Genomic DNA, 17,099 nt, shown 5'->3' on the forward strand with positions numbered 1-17,099 from the left:
ATGACGAGTGAAAACATTCTGAGCGTGCGCGACCTGAAGGTCACTTTCGACACGCATGACGGACCGGTAGAGGCGGTGCGCGGCATCAACCTGGATGTCAAAGCTGGCGAAACTATCGCCATTGTCGGTGAATCCGGTTCCGGCAAGAGCCAAACCACCATGGCGATGATGGGGCTTCTGGCCCAGAACGGCAAGGCGACCGGGCAAGCGCTCTATCGTGGCCAGGATCTGATCGGCATGTCCGAAAAAAAGCTGAACAATATCCGCGGCGCAAAGATCACCATGATCTTTCAGGAGCCGATGACATCGCTCGACCCGCTATACCGCATCGGCGACCAGCTTGCCGAACCGCTTCGTTATCATCGCGGCATGAACAAGAAGCAGGCACGCCCGCGTATTCTTGAACTGCTCAAGCTGGTTGGCATCCCGGAACCGGAACGTCGCATCGACAGCTATCCCTATGAACTGTCGGGCGGGCAGCGCCAGCGTGTCATGATCGCCATGGCGCTCGCCAATGAGCCGGATATCCTGATCGCGGACGAACCGACAACCGCGCTCGATGTCACCATACAGGCTCAGATTCTTGACCTGCTGGCCGACCTCCAGAAGCGGCTTGGTATGGCTGTTGTTTTCATCACGCACGATCTTGGGATTGTGCGGCGCTTCGCCGACCGGGTCTATGTAATGCGATCTGGCGAAGTGGTGGAAGCCAACGAAACCGAAAAACTCTTCACGGCACCTGAGCACCCCTACACGAAGATGCTGCTCGACGCAGAGCCTGAGGGCGAAAAAGCCCCTCCCCTTGACGATGCGCCGGTGCTGGTTCGCGCTGACAATGTGAAGGTCAACTTCCTCATTAACAAGCCATGGCTAGGCGCTGCGAACTATCTTGCGGCCGTAAACAATGTCTCGCTGACACTGAAGGAAGGCCAGACCATCGGCATCGTGGGAGAATCCGGTTCCGGCAAGTCTACGCTCGGCCGTGCCATTCTGCGTCTTCTTCCATCGGAAGGCCGCATTGCCTATCTCGGCAAGGAACTGCCGACGGAACCGCAAGCCATGCGGCCAAAACGCCGGGAATTGCAACTCGTTTTTCAGGATCCGTTCGGCTCGCTAAGCCCGCGCATGACCGTGGGACGCATTATCACCGAGGGGCTTCTGATACACGAACCAAACCTTTCGGCGAAAGAGCGTGATCGCCGTGCACAGGAGGCCTTGCGGGAAGTTGGCATGGACCCGGCCATGCGCAACCGTTATCCGCACGAGTTTTCCGGTGGCCAGCGTCAGCGTATCGCCATTGCACGAACGATGATCCTGAAGCCGCGTGTTATTGTGCTTGATGAGCCGACAAGTGCGTTGGATCGTTCAGTGCAGAAGCAGATCGTTACGCTGTTGCGTGACCTCCAGAAGGATCACGGCCTGTCTTATCTCTTCATCAGCCACGACATGGCTGTCGTGCGTGCGGTCTCGGACTATGTGATCGTGATGAAGAACGGAAAGATCGTCGAACAGGGCGATACCGAACAGGTTTTCGATCATCCACGCGAGGACTATACCAAGGCGCTGATGGCGGCGGCACTCAGCGAAGAACGCTTCGGCACGTGACACCATGACCGGTTAGAAACGGGAGGGCCTGCTTTCAGGCCCTCCCGTGCGAAAAACCTCAGGCGACGCTGTGCAGTTCCGTACAGACCTTGTTACGGCCCAAATGCTTGGCGCGATAAAGCGCGGCATCCGCTCTGCGGAAGACCGTCTGGAAATCATCTTCTCCCAGTGTGCAGAATGCGATACCCGCACTGGTGGTCGTTGAGAACTCCCCCGTCGGGGTCTCGAAGGCAATAGCCGCAAACGTCTTGCGGATCGCGTCGGCCAGAGTGAGAACATCGCTATTATGTCTTTGCCTCAAGACCACGATGAACTCTTCGCCGCCGATACGAGAGATGAGAGCCGCGCCGTTAACATGACTCCGCAAAATGTTCGAGAAGCTGCCCAGCACCTGATCACCGATGATATGGCCATACGTATCATTGATAGATTTGAACGCATCAAGGTCGAAGATTACAATTGAATCGCCAACCTGCAGCTGGTTAGTGTTCAGCAGGTCGTAAAGTGCGCGCCGGTTCAGTAATCCGGTCAGACTGTCGGTACGCGCCTCATTGGCATGACGGCGCGCAATGCGCGACTGAGTGAAATTCAGCGACAGCGCACCTATGCCCGTAATACCTATGATAGCAGTGATGGCATTGATATCTTCGGCCCAATTACTCGGGATCGCAGTCATGACCCATTGTTGCTCATACAGGATGACGAACCCGCATAGAATGAACGAAATCGCTGTCAGAACATAAAGAACCATCATGCCAATGACCGGAACCGGCGCTTCCCGATAGACATGGAGATACTCCTTCGCTGTCAGCAAAAGCAACAGAGCCGACGTCAGGTTGAAGATCGCCGTGCCGATACCAGTCTGACCTGCCATTATAGGCAGAGTGGTTGCGCATACGACGGCAATCGCGAGAATGATCAGAAAGTTTCGATGTATCGGGCGTACAGAAATCTGGCGCGATCCGACGATCAGGAAGATGAAGCCGACGCTCTCCAGGCTGAAAGCGACAATTGAGGCCGTAGCCAGTGGCAAAGGCCCGGCGTAGTAAAGCACTGCCCCCGTGCCGAGAAGAAACATGCCAAGGCAGCCCCAAAACAAAAACCTGTCACGCGAGTTCTGATACCAGACACTCAGAATCGTAAGCCCGACCGCCAGAGAGCAGATGCCAGCTGCAAAAAACAAAGTGTTCTGGTCGTGCCCCAAAGCTGACTTCCCTCGCCGCGTGCCCGCATAAAGCCAATTGTAATTCAGCTTTTTTTAATAAGCGATAAGCAATTTGTTTATGCCGAACAAGGATCTGGCGATGTGACATCTCAACCGCAGAAGTTAGAAAATTTTAGTTCTGGCCACTTGAATGGTCGCCACCGCATACTAAATCGACGCCGTCACACTAACATTTTCGTTCGATCAAATGGAGGTTCTGATGAGCGACCGTTTGTTTGACAGTCCTGTGTTTGTTAAGGACGGCCTCTATCTCATTCGCGAAATTGCCTGCGTTGAAGATGCAATAGATTTTCTTTATGAATGGCCAGAGCATGACCGCGATGTCATATACGAAATGACATGGAAGGCATGCTGTGATGCGCACAATGGTCTCAAGCCTGTGAACGTTGCGCGCCACGCGGTAGCGGGCTTCGCTCTCAAGCGAAACATTCTCGAAGAGCCGCAAATGGCAATTCCATGGACATCGAACACTCAATCTGGCGGCGGTAGAGTTCCTGCATAGGAGCTCCCCTCATGCATTGGTATTTTATAATTGAGGGCACGATCCTTGCAGCTCTTTTAACGGTAACTGCTGCGCTGGTGTGGAAAAACCAGCGCAGGCGCTGAATAATGAAAGCAAGAACCCCGACACAAACGGGTCGGGGGTCTTGCTTTTCTGGACAATGCCCTGGGTAAATTGACCCAATAAAGCATCTCCGATGTTTCAGTTAATTCAGGAGATACTCTATCCTCCGATCTACATCATGCTGCCAGCGAAGCCATATCGATGACAAAACGGTAGCGCACGTCGCTCTTTAGAACGCGCTCATAGGCTTCATTGATTTCCTGGATATTGATCTTCTCGATTTCCGAAACAATGTTGTGCTGACCACAGAAGTCGAGCATTTCCTGCGTTTCCTTGATCGAACCGATCATCGATCCCGCAAGCGACTTGCGACCCGGAATGAGCGAGAATGCATGCACCGGCACCATGTGCTCTGGAGCACCCACGACGACCATCGTGCCATTGATCTTGAGCAGGGCAAGATAGGCGTTCCAGTCGATGGCCACACCCACAGTACAGATGATAAGGTCGAACGAGCCAGCCAGTTTTTCAAATGTGGTTGCGTCGCTGGTAGCATAATATTCGTGAGCGCCCAGCTTGAGACCGTCTTCCTTCTTTGAAAGCGACTGGCTCAGAACCGTCACATGCGCGCCCATAGCATTGGCGAGCTTGACGCCCATATGCCCCAGTCCGCCCATGCCGATGATCGCGATCCGTTTGCCGGGACCGGCATTCCAGTGGCGCAGCGGGGAGTACAACGTGATGCCTGCACAAAGCAACGGGGCAGCGGCATCGAGCGGAAGATTGTCGGGCATGGAAAGGACGTATCCTTCCTTGACGACGATGTGGTCGGAATATCCGCCCTGCGTCCGTGACTTTCCTTCAGCATCGAAGGTGTTGTAGGTCTGGATGAGACCGGGAAGATACTGTTCATTGTCGACATCCCGGCTGGCGCAGCCGACACAGGAATCCACGAAGCAGCCGACGCCGACCTTGTCGCCAACCTTGAATTTGGTAACCGCATCCCCGACAGCGGTGACGACACCTGCGATTTCGTGTCCCGGAACGATGGGATAAACAGCATTTTTCCATTCATTGCGGACGGTGTGGATGTCCGAATGGCAAACGCCACAATACTGGATCGAGATGACTACGTCATCCGCATTGGGCTCGCGCCGTTCGAAAGTGAACGGAACCAACGGCTCATCTGCATCAGTAGCAGCATAACCTCTTGCTATGGCCATGATAGACTCCATTTATTGGATAGGGAAGCATGCAGAATATGCCGGAAGCGAAGGCACAAGCGGTAGACCAATCCTGCAAGCTTCTTGCACAATCCTGCAAATTAGCCTGCTTCACGGTTGCGGATGCCGAGCAGCCTACGCAATAATTACTTTATAACAAAGCATCCAAAGCGGATTACATATGACGTCACCGACAGACACCTATAAGGAGCTGGCCGCTCTGGCTGAGCGTTTCACCGCGCAGGACGGCGAATACCGCACCCCGATCGAAGGTCTGTCCATCAGCAGGCGGACAACCCCGAGCATCCCCTGTCACAGCAGCTATCGACCCTGTCTCGCCATGGTGCTGCAAGGCGCAAAATCGTTGCGCCTTGGTTCCGAGACGATCAATTATACAAAGGGTGAGTATCTGGTGACATCGCTCGACCTCCCTGTCACATGGCGGGTGGTGGAAGCAAGTCAGGAAGCACCGCATCTATGTCTGGCGCTGGCCATCGACAGAGAGAAACTGACGGATATCATCGGGCGTGCGGATGTTCGCAGACATATAACGGCCGATGGGGATCAATGGGGGATCACCGTCAATGCTGCGCCTGCGGGATTGTTGGATGCGGCTCTGCGCCTGCTCCGCCTGCTCGAATCCCCCGAGGATATACCCGTGATGGCCCCCCTCATCGAACAGGAAATCCTTTATCGCCTTCTGACGGGTCCCGGCGGCGAGCGTCTGATCAACATCGCAACCGCCGATAGTCAGGCAAACCGGATCGCGCGGGCCATCGGGTGGCTTCGTCAGAATTTCGCAGCGCCATTGCGGATCGAACAGTTGGCCGAACACGTCAATATGAGCGCGTCGTCATTTCATCATCATTTCAAAGCGATTACGGCAATGACGCCGGTTCAGTACCAAAAGCAGTTGCGCTTGAACGAGGCGCGGAGGCTGATGTTGGTCGAACGGCTGGATGCCGGCACGGCTGGCCATCGCGTCGGCTATCAAAGCCCGTCGCAGTTCAGCCGCGAATATAGCCGCTTTTATGGAAATCCACCGATGCGCGACATCGAAGCGGCCTAGATCGCGCTGAATACTCTGGATGCATTGTCCGAAGCGATATCAACCTGCACTTTTGCTACCCGACGCGACAAGCATGAAGGCAGCGCTCTGAGGTCGGATCGCGTTACAACCGCAGAATACGGTTCACCAGACCGGAACCCGTTGCGGCGTTTTACGTTGAAAGCGATAGCCGGAAGTGACCATTATAGTGTCGTTGCGGTTTGCACACGACGGTAGTGAAGCGAAGGGATGCGAGAAAAATGAAGGCACGCACAGCGACTGTCGGTGATCTTGAAAGCGTTTTTCACGACCTTTCGAGGCGTATGGCAATTGAATATATCGCCGCCGGCAAAGATACCAAAGCCGCTTACGACAATCTGATGATGAACCTTCGTGAGGGCCGCGCACATGCTTTGCTGCAAAACGATAAAGTAGTCGCAATCATTGCATGGCGAGAGGTTGACGGCGCGACGGATACGCTTTTTGCAGCGAAGGAAGAATTCTTCAACAGAAATACGGTGCGCTTTTGCAAGCAGCATATCCGGCAGATTCAAGCTCTGGCAGGCGATCTGCCTGTCCACTCGCGAAGCTGGCTTGACCGTTCCGACATCGTGAAGTGGTTCAGGATCATCGGCTATGAAGAGAAGGGCTCCGATAACGGCGCCCGGCTTTTCGAATTGCCGGCCCGCCGCGACGGCATTACATCCGCTTGAGTTTCAAGGGTGAACGACACGGTCCTTCCCATATTAACATATTTCTGACGATTGGGCGCTATCTGGAAGTTGGTAGCCAACCGGGGGAAATCATGGCTTGGAAATTCATGCTTGCAACCGCCGTTCTCGCTATAACCCGAACGATGCCGAGAGCCTTCATCGCGCCCACGGGACCGGCTGTGATCTCTGATAATGCGATGGAGATGGAGCTCGCTCCCGCACCGATCAATCCCGAATGGGTATTGGAAGGTAATCCGCAGGCGCGTTCAAGCGAACAATCGGCAAGCCCGGACCGAGCCGCCTATACGGCCATCTGGGATTGCACCGCTGGCACCTTCCGCTGGTACTTCGGTTGGGATGAAACCGTTTACATTCTGGAAGGCGAAGTCCACGTCACCGATGCGGACGGCGGCACACGCACCTTGCGGGCTGGCGATGTTGCCTATTTCCGCGGCGGCACATGGGCAACTTGGAAGATTGACAATTATCTGCGAAAGGTCGCCTTCATGCGGCGTACGCTGCCAGCGCCCGCATCGTTCATCTACTGGGCAAGTGATGCGCTAAAGCGGCGACTGCGGCGCCGCAAGATCGGTGCGCTCAACTGATTACCAGTTTGTGATTGGGATGGGCGCCACATCCACGCCCATCAGATTGACGAACGATCCCATTTTTCAGTATAGATCAATGGTGGCTTTCGCCTCGCATGATGGGAATGGGGTTCTCCCGAAACTGCCGGCAATTGGCTGATGACTCCTGCTTGAATAGAAACAGGAAAAGGGTGCGTCTCTAGACCTCTCGAAGAGCGATATTCTATCAAACTTCCAGAAGTCGCCGACCAAATCTCTATCCATTACTGAAATGGACACAGAACAATGCAAGCAACCCTCATGGTGGCGCTCGGTGGAGCGATCGGAAGCGTCGCCCGATACTGGCTGGCCCTGTTGATGCTGCCGATCAGTCGCGAACTTCCCTGGGGCACCATTATCATCAATATTGTCGGCTCTTTTGCAATTTCGTTCTTTGGCGCACTGACGCTGGAACAGGGCCGCATACCTCTGCCCGAAATCTGGCGCCTCGCCTTTATGATCGGCGTGTGCGGCGGCTTTACGACTTTCTCATCGTTCAGCCTGCAGACGATGGATCTTCTGCGCACAGGGCAACCCGGCAAAGCATTGTTCAATATCGGCTTTTCGGTTGTGCTTTGCCTGATTGCTGTCTGGCTCGGACTGCTTGCCGCAGAACGTTTCAACGGCGGGATCGAGCAGGTCGCGCAGAATGTGATCGAAGAAGAAGCATCCTAAGCATCGCTAAATTATAAAGCCCTATTTCCACAAGCGGGTCGTAGATACTCGTATTTTTCTGTGAACCGTACGTTAGGTTTGGTCGATTGCTCCAATGCTCAGAAGCCATCATACGGGACGACCCGATTGGCACGCATGTCTTTTAAATAACGATCTGACATTAGCTTCTATAACTATAGCAACCGATACAATTCAATATAGATAAAAACCCCGAGAACATGAAGTAATTAAATTCATAGAATCGGTATCTGGATAATTAAGTATTTATATGATACTATGTGTATATATTGCATTTAAGGATTATTTGATATGGATTTTGACGCCTTCTCCATCATGCAGTATCTTTCATTGTTTGCATTAGTAATAGTGATAATGTTCATGATATTTATTGGAATTAATACAAATGGAACATTGTGAATTGTTGGAATGAGCAGCTTTTTCGAATCTCCGCTAATTGTCTGCGGTGATTTACGCTCGGCAGTTGCCCCGCTGATGCGTTGCTCCCATATCGGTCAGGAATGCGACGCCGATGAACTTCCATCGCGCTCAAGGAGAGGGAGTTCCGGGAAGATCAGCAAAGTGCAGCCGTCACGGCCTCAGCGATTGATCACGCCTTTTTATCCGTCACCACTGTAAAAATCATCAAGTCCACTATAATGGCGGAGGGGGTGGGATTCGAACCCACGGTACAGTCTCCTGCACGCCGGTTTTCAAGACCGGTGCCTTAAACCGCTCGGCCACCCCTCCAGACGATTGTTTTATTGTCCTCTTCCATATTCTGGAAAAGCGACGAACCGAAACAAGATATCGATTTGCGCCCAATCGCTCAGCGAGTGACTTCTTAGCAGTTTTTCTTGTGGCGTCAACGTGCACTGTTCCATTTGTCAGCATTCTGAACAACAGAGAACGAAACAAACATTCGATCGCGATCAAGAGCGTTTGATCCAGCCTCTCGGAATACAACTTTCAGTATGGTGGCTATGGCCGGTCGCTAGAAGCGCACTAACTTCTCATATGCGGCCTCTATTCCAGATTACCAATTCGGCCAGGCCAACACGGAGGAATCCCCATGCAGCACAAAATCCAGGAAGATATGGAAGTCATCGGCGCTGACGGTGTGCATGTCGGCACAGTCGACCGCATTGAAGACAACCGCATCAAGCTGAAGAAGACCGACAATTCAGGCCTGCACAGCAACCATCATCACTATATCGAACTCGGCTTTGTCGCCGATGTCGAAGGCGACAAGGTAAGGCTCTCTGCCAATGCCGATGTGGCCATAACATTGGAAGAAGAAGCTTCAGGCCGTCCGGTTGAACTCTGAGAGCGGCCCCAAAACCTGCGCGTAACATGGCAGCTCGCGCCCCGTGTTATGCGCGCCTCCTGCCCGCCTTTTTCTCATCGTCTTTCTGCATTGTTGCGGATTAGAACTTTCACCTGATATAAATTCATTGCGAAAATGCCGAAAGAAAGCGACCGGACTTGCCCTTTTCAATATTGCGGCCTAAACTTGAGTATAAAAATCAAAATAATAAGATGGGAAGCTATGAGTCTGGATTCCGTAAAAGCATTTTTTGCGACCAAAGCGCCTGAAATCGAAGTGATCGAACTGCCAACGAGCACCGCCACCGTTGTTCTCGCGGCAGAAGCGCACGGTGTAGAACCGGGACAGATCGCCAAGACACTGTCCTTTTCGGCCAAGGACCAGACGATACTTATTGTGACCCGTGGCGACGCGCGTATCGACAATCGCAAGTTCAAGGATCAGTTCGGAACCAAGCCACGCATGCTGGATGCGGAAACCGTTCTTGCCGAAACCAGTCATCCAGTCGGAGGCGTTTGTCCGTTCGGTCTGCCCAGCGCCCTGCCCGTTTACTGTGATGTATCGCTGAAAAGTTTCGAAGAAGTTGTACCTGCAGCAGGGGCCACGAACAGCGCCGTACGCATCGCTCCGCACAAAATGGCTGAGTTGGTCAGTGCTCAGTGGATAGATGTCTGCCAGTAGGCCGAGATGGACGTTTGTAGCCATCAGGTAGGAAATCGCAGTTAATTGATACCGTTGACAACTTTTCCCCTTTAAAGGTGAGAAAAGACTTCATATATTTTAAGAATGATTCTAAAGTGGGTTAAGATACGAGTGCCCGTTTTAGCGCATAATCCGATTGAGCCTTGAACCTTTCCGGATTGCAAATGCGACAAGACCAGAATTTTGGAGCAATTCCGTAACAGGGATGGGCCGTTTTCGGTTTGGAATTGCGAACTCAAGAATTGGAGTATCGCATCCTCTGGATTGAGGCATGCAAATGCTCCGGGACGTGCTGAAAGGAACAGTGATGCGTCTTACCCGCCAGACGAATTATGCCGTTCGTATGCTCATGTACTGCGCCGCCAATGACGGAAAGCTCAGCCGCATTCCAGAAATTGCGCGCGCCTACGGCGTTTCTGAGCTGTTTTTGTTTAAGATTCTGCAACCGCTCGTCGAGCACGGACTTGTTGAAACTGTACGTGGTCGCAACGGTGGCGTACGCCTCGGACGTGCGGCACAGGACATTTCGCTGTTCGATGTTGTGCGTGTGACCGAAGAAAACTTCGCGATGGCCGAGTGTTTTGAAAATGACGCCACCGAATGCCCGCTGGTCGACAGTTGCGCGCTGAATTCTGCGCTGCGTGAAGCGCTAAATGCCTTCTTCGGCGTGCTGATGAAGTACAGCATTGCAGACCTCGTCAAGGCGCGCCCGAATGTGCGGCATCTGCTTGGTCTCGATGAAATGGAAGAAGAGCGCGTGGCGAGCTGATAGTCCACCGCAATATTTGAACCGAAAAGGTCCGGCGTTAAGCCGGGCCTTTTTTATTCTGCGGCAGAGCGATAAGCAGACTGCGGCAATACGAAAGGGACACCCTTTTCCGGCGGAACCCCTACCCGCAACGTGCATTCATAGACACGTTCGAGCCGTTCGTCAGTCAGTGCTTCGCGCGGTGTGCCGATCACATCGAGCTTGCCCCTGTTCATGACCGCAATACGGTCGGCGAACATGGCAGTCAGGTTGAGATCATGCAGGATAGCGATCACCCCGCCGCCCCACGCCGCAAAGTCCTTCGCAATTTCCATCACCATGATTTGGTGACGGATATCGAGGCTTGAAATCGGCTCGTCCAGAAACAGATAGCGCGCCTTCCCATCCACCACCGGCTTCCAGACCTGACAAAGAACACGAGCAAGTTGGACCCGCTGCTGTTCTCCCCCGGAAAGCTCCTGATAAAGCCGACCGCCGAAACCTGCCAAGTCGACCCTTTGCAGAGCGAGATCAGGCAGGTGTTTCTCTTCATCGCGAGAAATGCCACTATAGCCACCAGTAAGACCGATTTTCACGATCTCACGAACAGTGAAGGGAAACGACAGGGCGCTTGCCTGTGGAAGCACCGCCCGGCGCGCTGCCATCTGCCAAGGCTTGATTTCAGCGAAGGACTGACCATCCAGATAGGCGGTTCCCTTGTAAGCGATGTCGCCGGAAAGGGCGCGTAACAGTGTGGTCTTGCCGGAACCATTCGGGCCGACGATCGCAGTCACCTGGCCCGGGTTCGCGGAAAAGGCGATGTCGCTGATGATGATCTTGCCCGACAGGCTCACACCCAATGCCTTTGTTTCAATCATGATAGCCTCACAGATCAAGCAAGCCGCGCTGGCGCAGCAATATCCAGAGGAAGAACGGCGCGCCGAAAAGCGCGGTGATGATGCCGATCGGTAATTCTGCCGGAGCCACAATCGTGCGGCTTACCGCATCCGCGAGAAGCAGAAGCGTAGCGCCCAAAAGAGCCGATGCTGGAAGGAGATAGCGGTGATCTGGGCCGATACTGAGGCGTAACATGTGCGGCACAACAATGCCGATAAAGCCGATCCCGCCGGCAACCGCCACCGTGGCACCGGTAGCCGCTGCCACGGTAATAATGGCTATGTTTTTGATGCGCTGTACCTGGATGCCAAGATGGCCAGCGGCAGCCTCACCGAGCGCCAGCGCGTTGAGGCCACGGGCAAGCAACGGCGAAACCACCAGAATAATAGCGATTACCGGCCCCGCAGCGCCAATCTTTGCCCAGGTAGAACCAGCAAGTGAACCAAGGCCCCAGAATGTCAGATCCCGCAACTGCCGGTCATCGGCCAGATAGATGAGCGCGCCAGTCGCCGCACCCGCCAAGGCGCCAAGCGCGATACCAGCGAGCAGCATGGTTGCAACGGAGGTGCGCCCGCGACGGGTCGCAACCCGATAGAGCAGCAAAGTGCTGGCGAGCCCACCCGTAAATGCGGCCAGAGGCAGCGCATAAACACCGAGAACCGCAATGACGGGTGCAAGAAAGGTACCCCCCAGCACAATCATTGATACAGCGCCAAGACCGGCGCCGGCAGACACGCCGACAAGCGCCGGATCTGCCAACGGATTGCGAAACAGACCCTGCATCACAGCCCCGGAGACGGCTAGACCTGCCCCAATAAGCATGCCCATGACGATACGCGGGAGACGGATTTCCATGATAATCAAATGATCGCGGCGAAAGGCATCCGCGCCTTCGGTTACACCCGAAGACATCAGAGCACGCAGAACCGACAATACCGACGCATCCGAAGCACCCGCTGTCAGGCTGAACAAAGTCGCAATGCATAAAGCAACTGCGAGCAATATGATGGCAAACCGTGCACGTGCCGCGCGGTCTCCCTTGTCACCATCTAAGGTGATGATTTCATTATCTGAATTGCACGCTGCAAAGCGCTGTTCTCGCGCTAAGCCACCTTGGCTGGTCATTTCAATTATTCCTTGCAATCGGGGTTGCGTGTTCTTCGAACAGGCAAACCCGATCATGTTATTGTGCTGAGGGAGCGCCGTAGAGTTTTGTCGACAGGTCGCGAATGGCAGCGCCTGTCCTCGGTCCAAATCCCAACAGGTAGGTTGCTTCCATTGATACGACATTCTTGTCGCGGCCAGCCGGCGTTGCAGCGATAACAGGATTCTTCAAAAGCGATTCCGGCGTCAATCCGTCCGCACCTGTATCCATTATAAGGATCATGTCCGGCGCGGCCTTTTCGATAGCTTCGTCGGTAAGCTGCTTGTATCCATGATACTCGGTGACAACATTCTGGCCACCGGCAAGCTCGATCATGCCATTGGCCGCAGTGCCTGCCCCCGATGCCATCATACGCCCGCCGGGAGCGGATAGCACGAAAAGCACTCGTTTGCGCGAACCGTGGGCGGCCGCTGCTTTTTCAGCGACGGAGATATCCCGCCAAACGTCAGCGGCGAGCGCCCTGGCCTTGTCTTCCAGACCGAGAGCCTTGCCCACGATCTCAATTTTCTTCGCGACGCTTTCGCCGGTATAGGTTTCCGGCACGACAATCATCGGTACCGATGCTTTTTTCAAAACATCGAGCATATCCTGCGGACCGCTGCCTTCGAGGAGCAGGATGCCGGTCGGGTTAACCGAGAGCACACCTTCCGGTGCAAGCTGGCGCATATAACCGATATCCGGCAGCTTCTTTACCGCGTCAGGATATACACTCGTCTGATCACGCGCGACGAGCATTTCTTCTGCACCAAGGGCGTAGACGATTTCCGTAAGGGAGCCGCCAACGGAAACAATGCGCGACGTATCATCGAAATGATCAACAGTATCAGCGTGAACGGCACCGGCAACCGCCATCGACAATACGATGGCAGCCAGTGCGGCTCCACGCCTGAAGCGTGAGGAAATGATCGACATTGTCCTCACCTTATGCAGCAGACGACTGCGGTAGGCGCGGAAGATTTTCCGCAATCATGCGCCAGTCGGCCAACTCTACTTCACCTTCATGGCGCTCGCCGAAGAACTGAACGATCAGTTCCCCTCTCGCATCGTAGGCTTCCAGCGATGTCACGTGACCGTCTTTTGTGGGCTTGCGCACAACCCAGACATCGGCAATGTGATCGACGCGCAGGTGCATATGGAACGTAGGGTCCAGTACGTTCAGCCACGGGCCCATCATTTTGATCTCGAGGATTGGACCCGTATGGATCTGGATGCAGCCGCGGCTGCCAACAAAGCACATGATCGGCAGCTTCTCCTGCACGGCCTGGTTCATCATGGCTTCGACAGAAGAGGTATCAACACGCCATGCGAAATTATGACCGGCAAGATGCACCGCCTGATGGCGATCCACACCGAAATCTTTCAGCAGACCGACAAACTGATGCACATCGGTGAGAGCGCCCCAACGTTCGCGGAATGCGTCGATATCAAGAAGCGATATGTCGGCCTTCGGCCCCTTTGGCGCAAGAGCGCTGGTCTCAATGAACGGTGACTGGTCTTCCAGCAGCAAATCGCTGACGAGCGCTTCGTAAGCTTCAACGTTGGAAGCCGGACGCAGATGAATCTTGAAGACCGCTTCGCCCGTGGCGTCAAAGAACTGCAGGCTGCGGCGCTTTGCTTCGCCGTCCTGCTTGGAAACCGCAAAACCGTGAACCCAATGCTTGGGAAAAATGCGAAGATCTATTTCCTTGCCCAGTGCCAGCGAGGCATGCGGTCCCCAGATCGTCTTTTCGAAAGGTCCGATCTTCTCATGGACAACACTCTCATTGCGCGTCAGCGCCATGATTTCACCGACGGCCCCAATACGGTTCAACAGCGTTTCGACATCGGCGCGAACACGCCTCGCCGAAATCGGCACCGCTGCATCTTGTCCGCAGTGTGCGGCTACAAAATCGGCTTCTGATATCCCGAGGCTCTGCGCAAAGTCACGTTCACGCATTTTTGGATTATCAGCCCGTGCCTTGAGAATCTGCTCTGGGGAGGGCTTGGAATGAGTCGTCATCTGTTGGTCGCCTACTTGTTTAGGATGAGCTTGCCTTGGCGGGTGATCTTAAGGCGATAGAGCGAGCCGCCATGCTCTATGCCCACTTCTCGGGAGCCGTCGAAGAGTTCGCGGCTGCCATAGGTTTTCAGTTGCGGCTCAAGCGCACCGTCACCAAACCTGGGTTTTATCTGAGCCGTACCAAACCCGCTTGAACCGCCGCTGAGCTGGCTTTCAGGAATACGATTCCCGGTTCTTTCGGAAACGGGTCCGCGCGGCAACCGAACCTGCATGTCGATATGGATTCGCCTGTTCATTTTCTCGCCTCAGCATCGACTTTCCACACGGTGATGACAGCAAATTTGTTTTGTTGACATCAATAGTCATGTTTATTAATCACTGCATTACTGGAATAATCGAGTCAAGTTTAAATCTTGCTTTTCCAGCGCAAGCCCGGAAGAAACTGTCTTCCCAGCCAGCACACGGCCTTCTCTCGAGGAGGAAGTCATAAACAATTGAATTTTTTGGTTTCTTCGTCATCCGCTGGGTCGACGAAGCGTGTCTGGGTCATGAAGGAAAAATTGGAAATGCGGGCGACTGGTGGGGTTCACAAATGGTCTTTTCTGTCAAGCACAGGGCTTGCTGTCATTCTGGCGGCAATGACGTCACAAGCTTTTGCGCAGGAACAGAAAGGCTCTGAAGAGGAAGCTGGCGTAGCGTTGAAGACGATCACCATTCGCCGGGCAGCAGATGCACAAGCGCTGACCGCCGTTGCGGCACCAGTCGGCAAGGTTGACCGCGAAGACATCAATCGCTTTGGCGGCGCGAAGCTTGATGACGTGTTGCGTGGCACGGCTGGTGTATTCACCCTTCAAAATGCTTCCAATCCGGGTGTCGCGGTCAATATTCGTGGTTTCGAAGGCTCTGGCCGCGTCAACATGATGATCGACGGCGTACCGCAGAGCTATCGCAACACCGCGCACGATGCGCAGGGCTATGCCTATATCGATCCGAACCTGTTATCTGAAATCGACGTGGCACGCGGCGCAGTGACAACCGAAGGCGGAACCGGTCTAGCAGGCAGCGTCAATTTCCGTACACTCGGCGTCGATGACGTCATTCTTGATGGTAAAGACAAGGGCGTTCTCGGTCGCGCTTCCTGGGGCAGCAATGGAACCGGTTTCTCTGAAATGCTGGCAGGTGCCGCCCGCGTCAGCTCCATCGGGATTGTTGCGGCAATCAGCCGTCACGATTCCAATGATTACAAAAACGGCGACGGCGTAACCGTGGAGAAGTCTGGCGAGGAACTGACGTCTGGCCTGTTCAAAGCCGAATTCGGTCTTGGTGAAGACCAGAAACTAACCCTTGGCGGTGTGCTCTACAACAACCATTATGGTACATATGCGAATGGTTACCGACCGGGAACATACACCATCTACGATATGTCTCTGCAGAACCGCACCTTCTTCGCACAGTATAATTATAACCCGTCCGACAACGATCTCATTGGTATCGATGTCAACCTCTACCGCAACAGCACCTTGCAGAACTGGGTGGACGGCAATGGCAGCTATGTTGGGCGTCAGATTTCAACCGATACTACGGGCTTGACCGCTTCTAACACATCACGCTTCACCTTTGGCGACGTAGCGGTTGCGTGGAAGAATGGCTTTGAAATTAATCGCGACAATGCGGGGGGGAACATTACCGGGGTCAACCCGACGGACGCCAACTCTAATCGTGGAGCGGTTTTCTCGGAAGCTACCTGGAATTATCAAGCCTTGCAGGTCGTCACCGGTCTTCGCTACGATTATTTCAAGCTTGAGAGCGAAGACAGTTCTATTTCTAACAGCGATGGTGAACTGAGCCCGAAAGTCACCGTAGCCTATAACGTGACTGACTGGCTGCAACCTTACATCACCTATGCGCATTCAATGCGTTCGCCAAGCCTGCAGGAAACATTCCTCGGTGGTGTGGCGCATGCGGGTACTACAGGTTTGCGCGGCAATCCGAATCTACGCCCTGAAAAGCAGCGTGGATGGGAATTCGGCGTCAACATCGCGCGCGACGGCATAATTACCGCGGAAGATGGCCTGCGTATCAAAGCCAACTACTACATGATGCGTGTTGAGGACTATATCACGGCATCGAGCACGAACAGCCAGTTCGTCAATGTCGATGGTACTTCCGATGTGAAAGGCTTCGAACTTGACGCGCGTTATGATGCCGGCTTCGCCTTTGGTGGCATTGCTTATACGCATTCCACCTCAGAACTCCCCGAACAGACGGCAGGGCTCGGTGCAAACCAATATCTGCCGGAAGATGTCGTAACGGTTACGGCCGGTGCGCGCTTCTTCGAACGCAAGCTGGAAAGCGGTCTGCGGGTCCAGCACGTTTCCAGCGGCAGAAGCATAACCGGAAATGATACCGATCCCTATACACTGGTCGACGTCTTTGCGAAGTACAAGTTCACCGATACGGTTGATCTTTCACTTCAGGTGCTCAATATCGCCGATAAGGAATATACCCCTGCCCTCAGCACCTATGGATCTGGTCGCGGACGTACGTTCCTCGTCTCGACACAGTTCCAGTTCTAAATATCTGA

17 protein-coding genes, 1 tRNA gene and 1 riboswitch are annotated in these 17,099 nt (G+C 54.0%); of the genes, 10 read left to right on the forward strand and 8 right to left on the reverse strand.

Annotated features, from left to right (window positions below; all coding sequences use genetic code 11):
- A complete protein-coding gene (locus FJQ48_RS06130) occupies positions 1 to 1,605 on the forward strand; it encodes an ABC transporter ATP-binding protein (protein WP_139974308.1) in 1,605 nt (534 codons plus the stop codon).
- Positions 1,606 to 1,663: 58 nt separating this feature from the next.
- Here FJQ48_RS06130 and FJQ48_RS06135 read toward each other — a convergent pair whose 3' ends face one another.
- Positions 1,664 to 2,809 (reverse strand): GGDEF domain-containing protein, encoded by a 1,146-nt coding sequence (locus FJQ48_RS06135; protein ID WP_139974309.1) that lies wholly within the window; start codon positions 2,807 to 2,809, stop codon positions 1,664 to 1,666.
- 220 nt (positions 2,810 to 3,029) lie between these two features.
- On the opposite strand from FJQ48_RS06135, the gene FJQ48_RS06140 reads away from it, so the two are divergent.
- Positions 3,030 to 3,332, forward strand: coding sequence for a DUF982 domain-containing protein (locus FJQ48_RS06140; RefSeq protein WP_139974310.1), 303 nt, complete (start codon positions 3,030 to 3,032; stop codon positions 3,330 to 3,332).
- A gap of 239 nt (positions 3,333 to 3,571) precedes the next feature.
- Here the strand turns inward: FJQ48_RS06140 and FJQ48_RS06145 are convergent, their stop codons facing one another.
- Positions 3,572 to 4,618 (reverse strand): NAD(P)-dependent alcohol dehydrogenase, encoded by a 1,047-nt coding sequence (locus FJQ48_RS06145; protein WP_139974311.1) that lies wholly within the window; start codon positions 4,616 to 4,618, stop codon positions 3,572 to 3,574.
- 181 nt (positions 4,619 to 4,799) lie between these two features.
- Between FJQ48_RS06145 and FJQ48_RS06150 the strand changes: the two genes are divergently transcribed.
- The 4 genes from FJQ48_RS06150 (at position 4,800) to crcB (ending at position 7,680) form a co-directional block, all read left to right on the forward strand.
- Positions 4,800 to 5,687 (forward strand): AraC family transcriptional regulator, encoded by an 888-nt coding sequence (locus FJQ48_RS06150; RefSeq protein WP_139974312.1) that lies wholly within the window; start codon positions 4,800 to 4,802, stop codon positions 5,685 to 5,687.
- A 239-nt stretch (positions 5,688 to 5,926) separates the two neighbouring features.
- Positions 5,927 to 6,379, forward strand: coding sequence for a hypothetical protein (locus FJQ48_RS06155; RefSeq protein ID WP_139974313.1), 453 nt, complete (start codon positions 5,927 to 5,929; stop codon positions 6,377 to 6,379).
- Positions 6,380 to 6,471: 92 nt separating this feature from the next.
- Complete coding sequence (locus FJQ48_RS06160; protein ID WP_139974314.1) at positions 6,472 to 6,984, forward strand: cupin domain-containing protein; 513 nt, start codon at positions 6,472 to 6,474, stop codon at positions 6,982 to 6,984.
- Between the two features lie 94 nt (positions 6,985 to 7,078).
- Positions 7,079 to 7,142: riboswitch (Fluoride riboswitch) on the forward strand.
- A 109-nt stretch (positions 7,143 to 7,251) separates the two neighbouring features.
- Positions 7,252 to 7,680, forward strand: a complete 429-nt coding sequence (gene crcB / locus FJQ48_RS06165) for a fluoride efflux transporter CrcB (protein WP_139974315.1) — start codon at positions 7,252 to 7,254, stop codon at positions 7,678 to 7,680.
- Positions 7,681 to 8,337: 657 nt separating this feature from the next.
- Here the strand turns inward: crcB and FJQ48_RS06170 are convergent.
- Positions 8,338 to 8,427: transfer RNA gene (locus FJQ48_RS06170), tRNA-Ser, on the reverse strand.
- 322 nt (positions 8,428 to 8,749) lie between these two features.
- Between FJQ48_RS06170 and FJQ48_RS06175 the strand changes: the two genes are divergently transcribed.
- From FJQ48_RS06175 to rirA, 3 genes are all read left to right on the forward strand, one after another.
- Positions 8,750 to 9,004, forward strand: coding sequence for a DUF2171 domain-containing protein (locus tag FJQ48_RS06175; RefSeq protein ID WP_139974316.1), 255 nt, complete (start codon positions 8,750 to 8,752; stop codon positions 9,002 to 9,004).
- A 222-nt stretch (positions 9,005 to 9,226) separates the two neighbouring features.
- Positions 9,227 to 9,685 (forward strand): YbaK/EbsC family protein, encoded by a 459-nt coding sequence (locus tag FJQ48_RS06180; protein WP_139974317.1) that lies wholly within the window; start codon positions 9,227 to 9,229, stop codon positions 9,683 to 9,685.
- 328 nt (positions 9,686 to 10,013) lie between these two features.
- On the forward strand, positions 10,014 to 10,475 hold the full coding sequence (gene rirA / locus FJQ48_RS06185) for an iron-responsive transcriptional regulator RirA (protein ID WP_061345356.1): 462 nt from the start codon (positions 10,014 to 10,016) through the stop codon (positions 10,473 to 10,475).
- Positions 10,476 to 10,528: 53 nt separating this feature from the next.
- Here the strand turns inward: rirA and FJQ48_RS06190 are convergent, their stop codons facing one another.
- Genes FJQ48_RS06190 through FJQ48_RS06210 form a run of 5 tightly spaced genes read right to left on the reverse strand, consistent with a single transcriptional unit; the run spans position 10,529 to position 14,811 of the window.
- A complete protein-coding gene (locus FJQ48_RS06190; protein ID WP_139974318.1) occupies positions 10,529 to 11,332 on the reverse strand; it encodes a heme ABC transporter ATP-binding protein in 804 nt (267 codons plus the stop codon).
- Between the two features lie 7 nt (positions 11,333 to 11,339).
- A complete protein-coding gene (locus FJQ48_RS06195; protein ID WP_139974319.1) occupies positions 11,340 to 12,476 on the reverse strand; it encodes an iron ABC transporter permease in 1,137 nt (378 codons plus the stop codon).
- A 58-nt stretch (positions 12,477 to 12,534) separates the two neighbouring features.
- Complete coding sequence (locus FJQ48_RS06200) at positions 12,535 to 13,428, reverse strand: ABC transporter substrate-binding protein (RefSeq protein ID WP_139974320.1); 894 nt, start codon at positions 13,426 to 13,428, stop codon at positions 12,535 to 12,537.
- 10 nt (positions 13,429 to 13,438) lie between these two features.
- On the reverse strand, positions 13,439 to 14,515 hold the full coding sequence (locus tag FJQ48_RS06205) for a ChuX/HutX family heme-like substrate-binding protein (protein ID WP_139974321.1): 1,077 nt from the start codon (positions 14,513 to 14,515) through the stop codon (positions 13,439 to 13,441).
- An 11-nt stretch (positions 14,516 to 14,526) separates the two neighbouring features.
- Positions 14,527 to 14,811 carry a hemin uptake protein HemP gene (locus FJQ48_RS06210; RefSeq protein WP_139974322.1) on the reverse strand — a complete coding sequence of 95 codons (285 nt, stop codon included), beginning with the start codon at positions 14,809 to 14,811 and terminating at the stop codon, positions 14,527 to 14,529.
- Between the two features lie 252 nt (positions 14,812 to 15,063).
- Here FJQ48_RS06210 and FJQ48_RS06215 point away from each other — a divergent pair, with 252 nt between their 5' ends.
- Positions 15,064 to 17,091 carry a TonB-dependent receptor gene (locus FJQ48_RS06215; RefSeq protein WP_139974323.1) on the forward strand — a complete coding sequence of 676 codons (2,028 nt, stop codon included), beginning with the start codon at positions 15,064 to 15,066 and terminating at the stop codon, positions 17,089 to 17,091.
- Positions 17,092 to 17,099: the final 8 nt, after the last annotated feature.

The organism is Ochrobactrum sp. CGA5 (assembly GCF_006345815.1).
Lineage (GTDB): Bacteria > Pseudomonadota > Alphaproteobacteria > Rhizobiales > Rhizobiaceae > Brucella.

Coding starts and splice junctions, on each gene's coding strand:
- FJQ48_RS06155 (WP_139974313.1), top strand. CDS start 5,927: ATGAAGGCACGCACAGCGACTGTCGGTGATCTTGAAAGCGTTTTTCAC.
- crcB (WP_139974315.1), top strand. CDS start 7,252: ATGCAAGCAACCCTCATGGTGGCGCTCGGTGGAGCGATCGGAAGCGTC.
- FJQ48_RS06180 (WP_139974317.1), top strand. CDS start 9,227: ATGAGTCTGGATTCCGTAAAAGCATTTTTTGCGACCAAAGCGCCTGAA.
- FJQ48_RS06200 (WP_139974320.1), bottom strand. CDS start 13,428: ATGTCGATCATTTCCTCACGCTTCAGGCGTGGAGCCGCACTGGCTGCC.
- FJQ48_RS06210 (WP_139974322.1), bottom strand. CDS start 14,811: ATGAACAGGCGAATCCATATCGACATGCAGGTTCGGTTGCCGCGCGGA.
- FJQ48_RS06150 (WP_139974312.1), top strand. CDS start 4,800: ATGACGTCACCGACAGACACCTATAAGGAGCTGGCCGCTCTGGCTGAG.
- FJQ48_RS06145 (WP_139974311.1), bottom strand. CDS start 4,618: ATGGCCATAGCAAGAGGTTATGCTGCTACTGATGCAGATGAGCCGTTG.
- FJQ48_RS06190 (WP_139974318.1), bottom strand. CDS start 11,332: ATGATTGAAACAAAGGCATTGGGTGTGAGCCTGTCGGGCAAGATCATC.
- FJQ48_RS06195 (WP_139974319.1), bottom strand. CDS start 12,476: ATGACCAGCCAAGGTGGCTTAGCGCGAGAACAGCGCTTTGCAGCGTGC.
- FJQ48_RS06215 (WP_139974323.1), top strand. CDS start 15,064: ATGAAGGAAAAATTGGAAATGCGGGCGACTGGTGGGGTTCACAAATGG.
- rirA (WP_061345356.1), top strand. CDS start 10,014: ATGCGTCTTACCCGCCAGACGAATTATGCCGTTCGTATGCTCATGTAC.
- FJQ48_RS06205 (WP_139974321.1), bottom strand. CDS start 14,515: ATGACGACTCATTCCAAGCCCTCCCCAGAGCAGATTCTCAAGGCACGG.
- FJQ48_RS06140 (WP_139974310.1), top strand. CDS start 3,030: ATGAGCGACCGTTTGTTTGACAGTCCTGTGTTTGTTAAGGACGGCCTC.
- FJQ48_RS06130 (WP_139974308.1), top strand. CDS start 1: ATGACGAGTGAAAACATTCTGAGCGTGCGCGACCTGAAGGTCACTTTC.
- FJQ48_RS06175 (WP_139974316.1), top strand. CDS start 8,750: ATGCAGCACAAAATCCAGGAAGATATGGAAGTCATCGGCGCTGACGGT.
- FJQ48_RS06160 (WP_139974314.1), top strand. CDS start 6,472: ATGGCTTGGAAATTCATGCTTGCAACCGCCGTTCTCGCTATAACCCGA.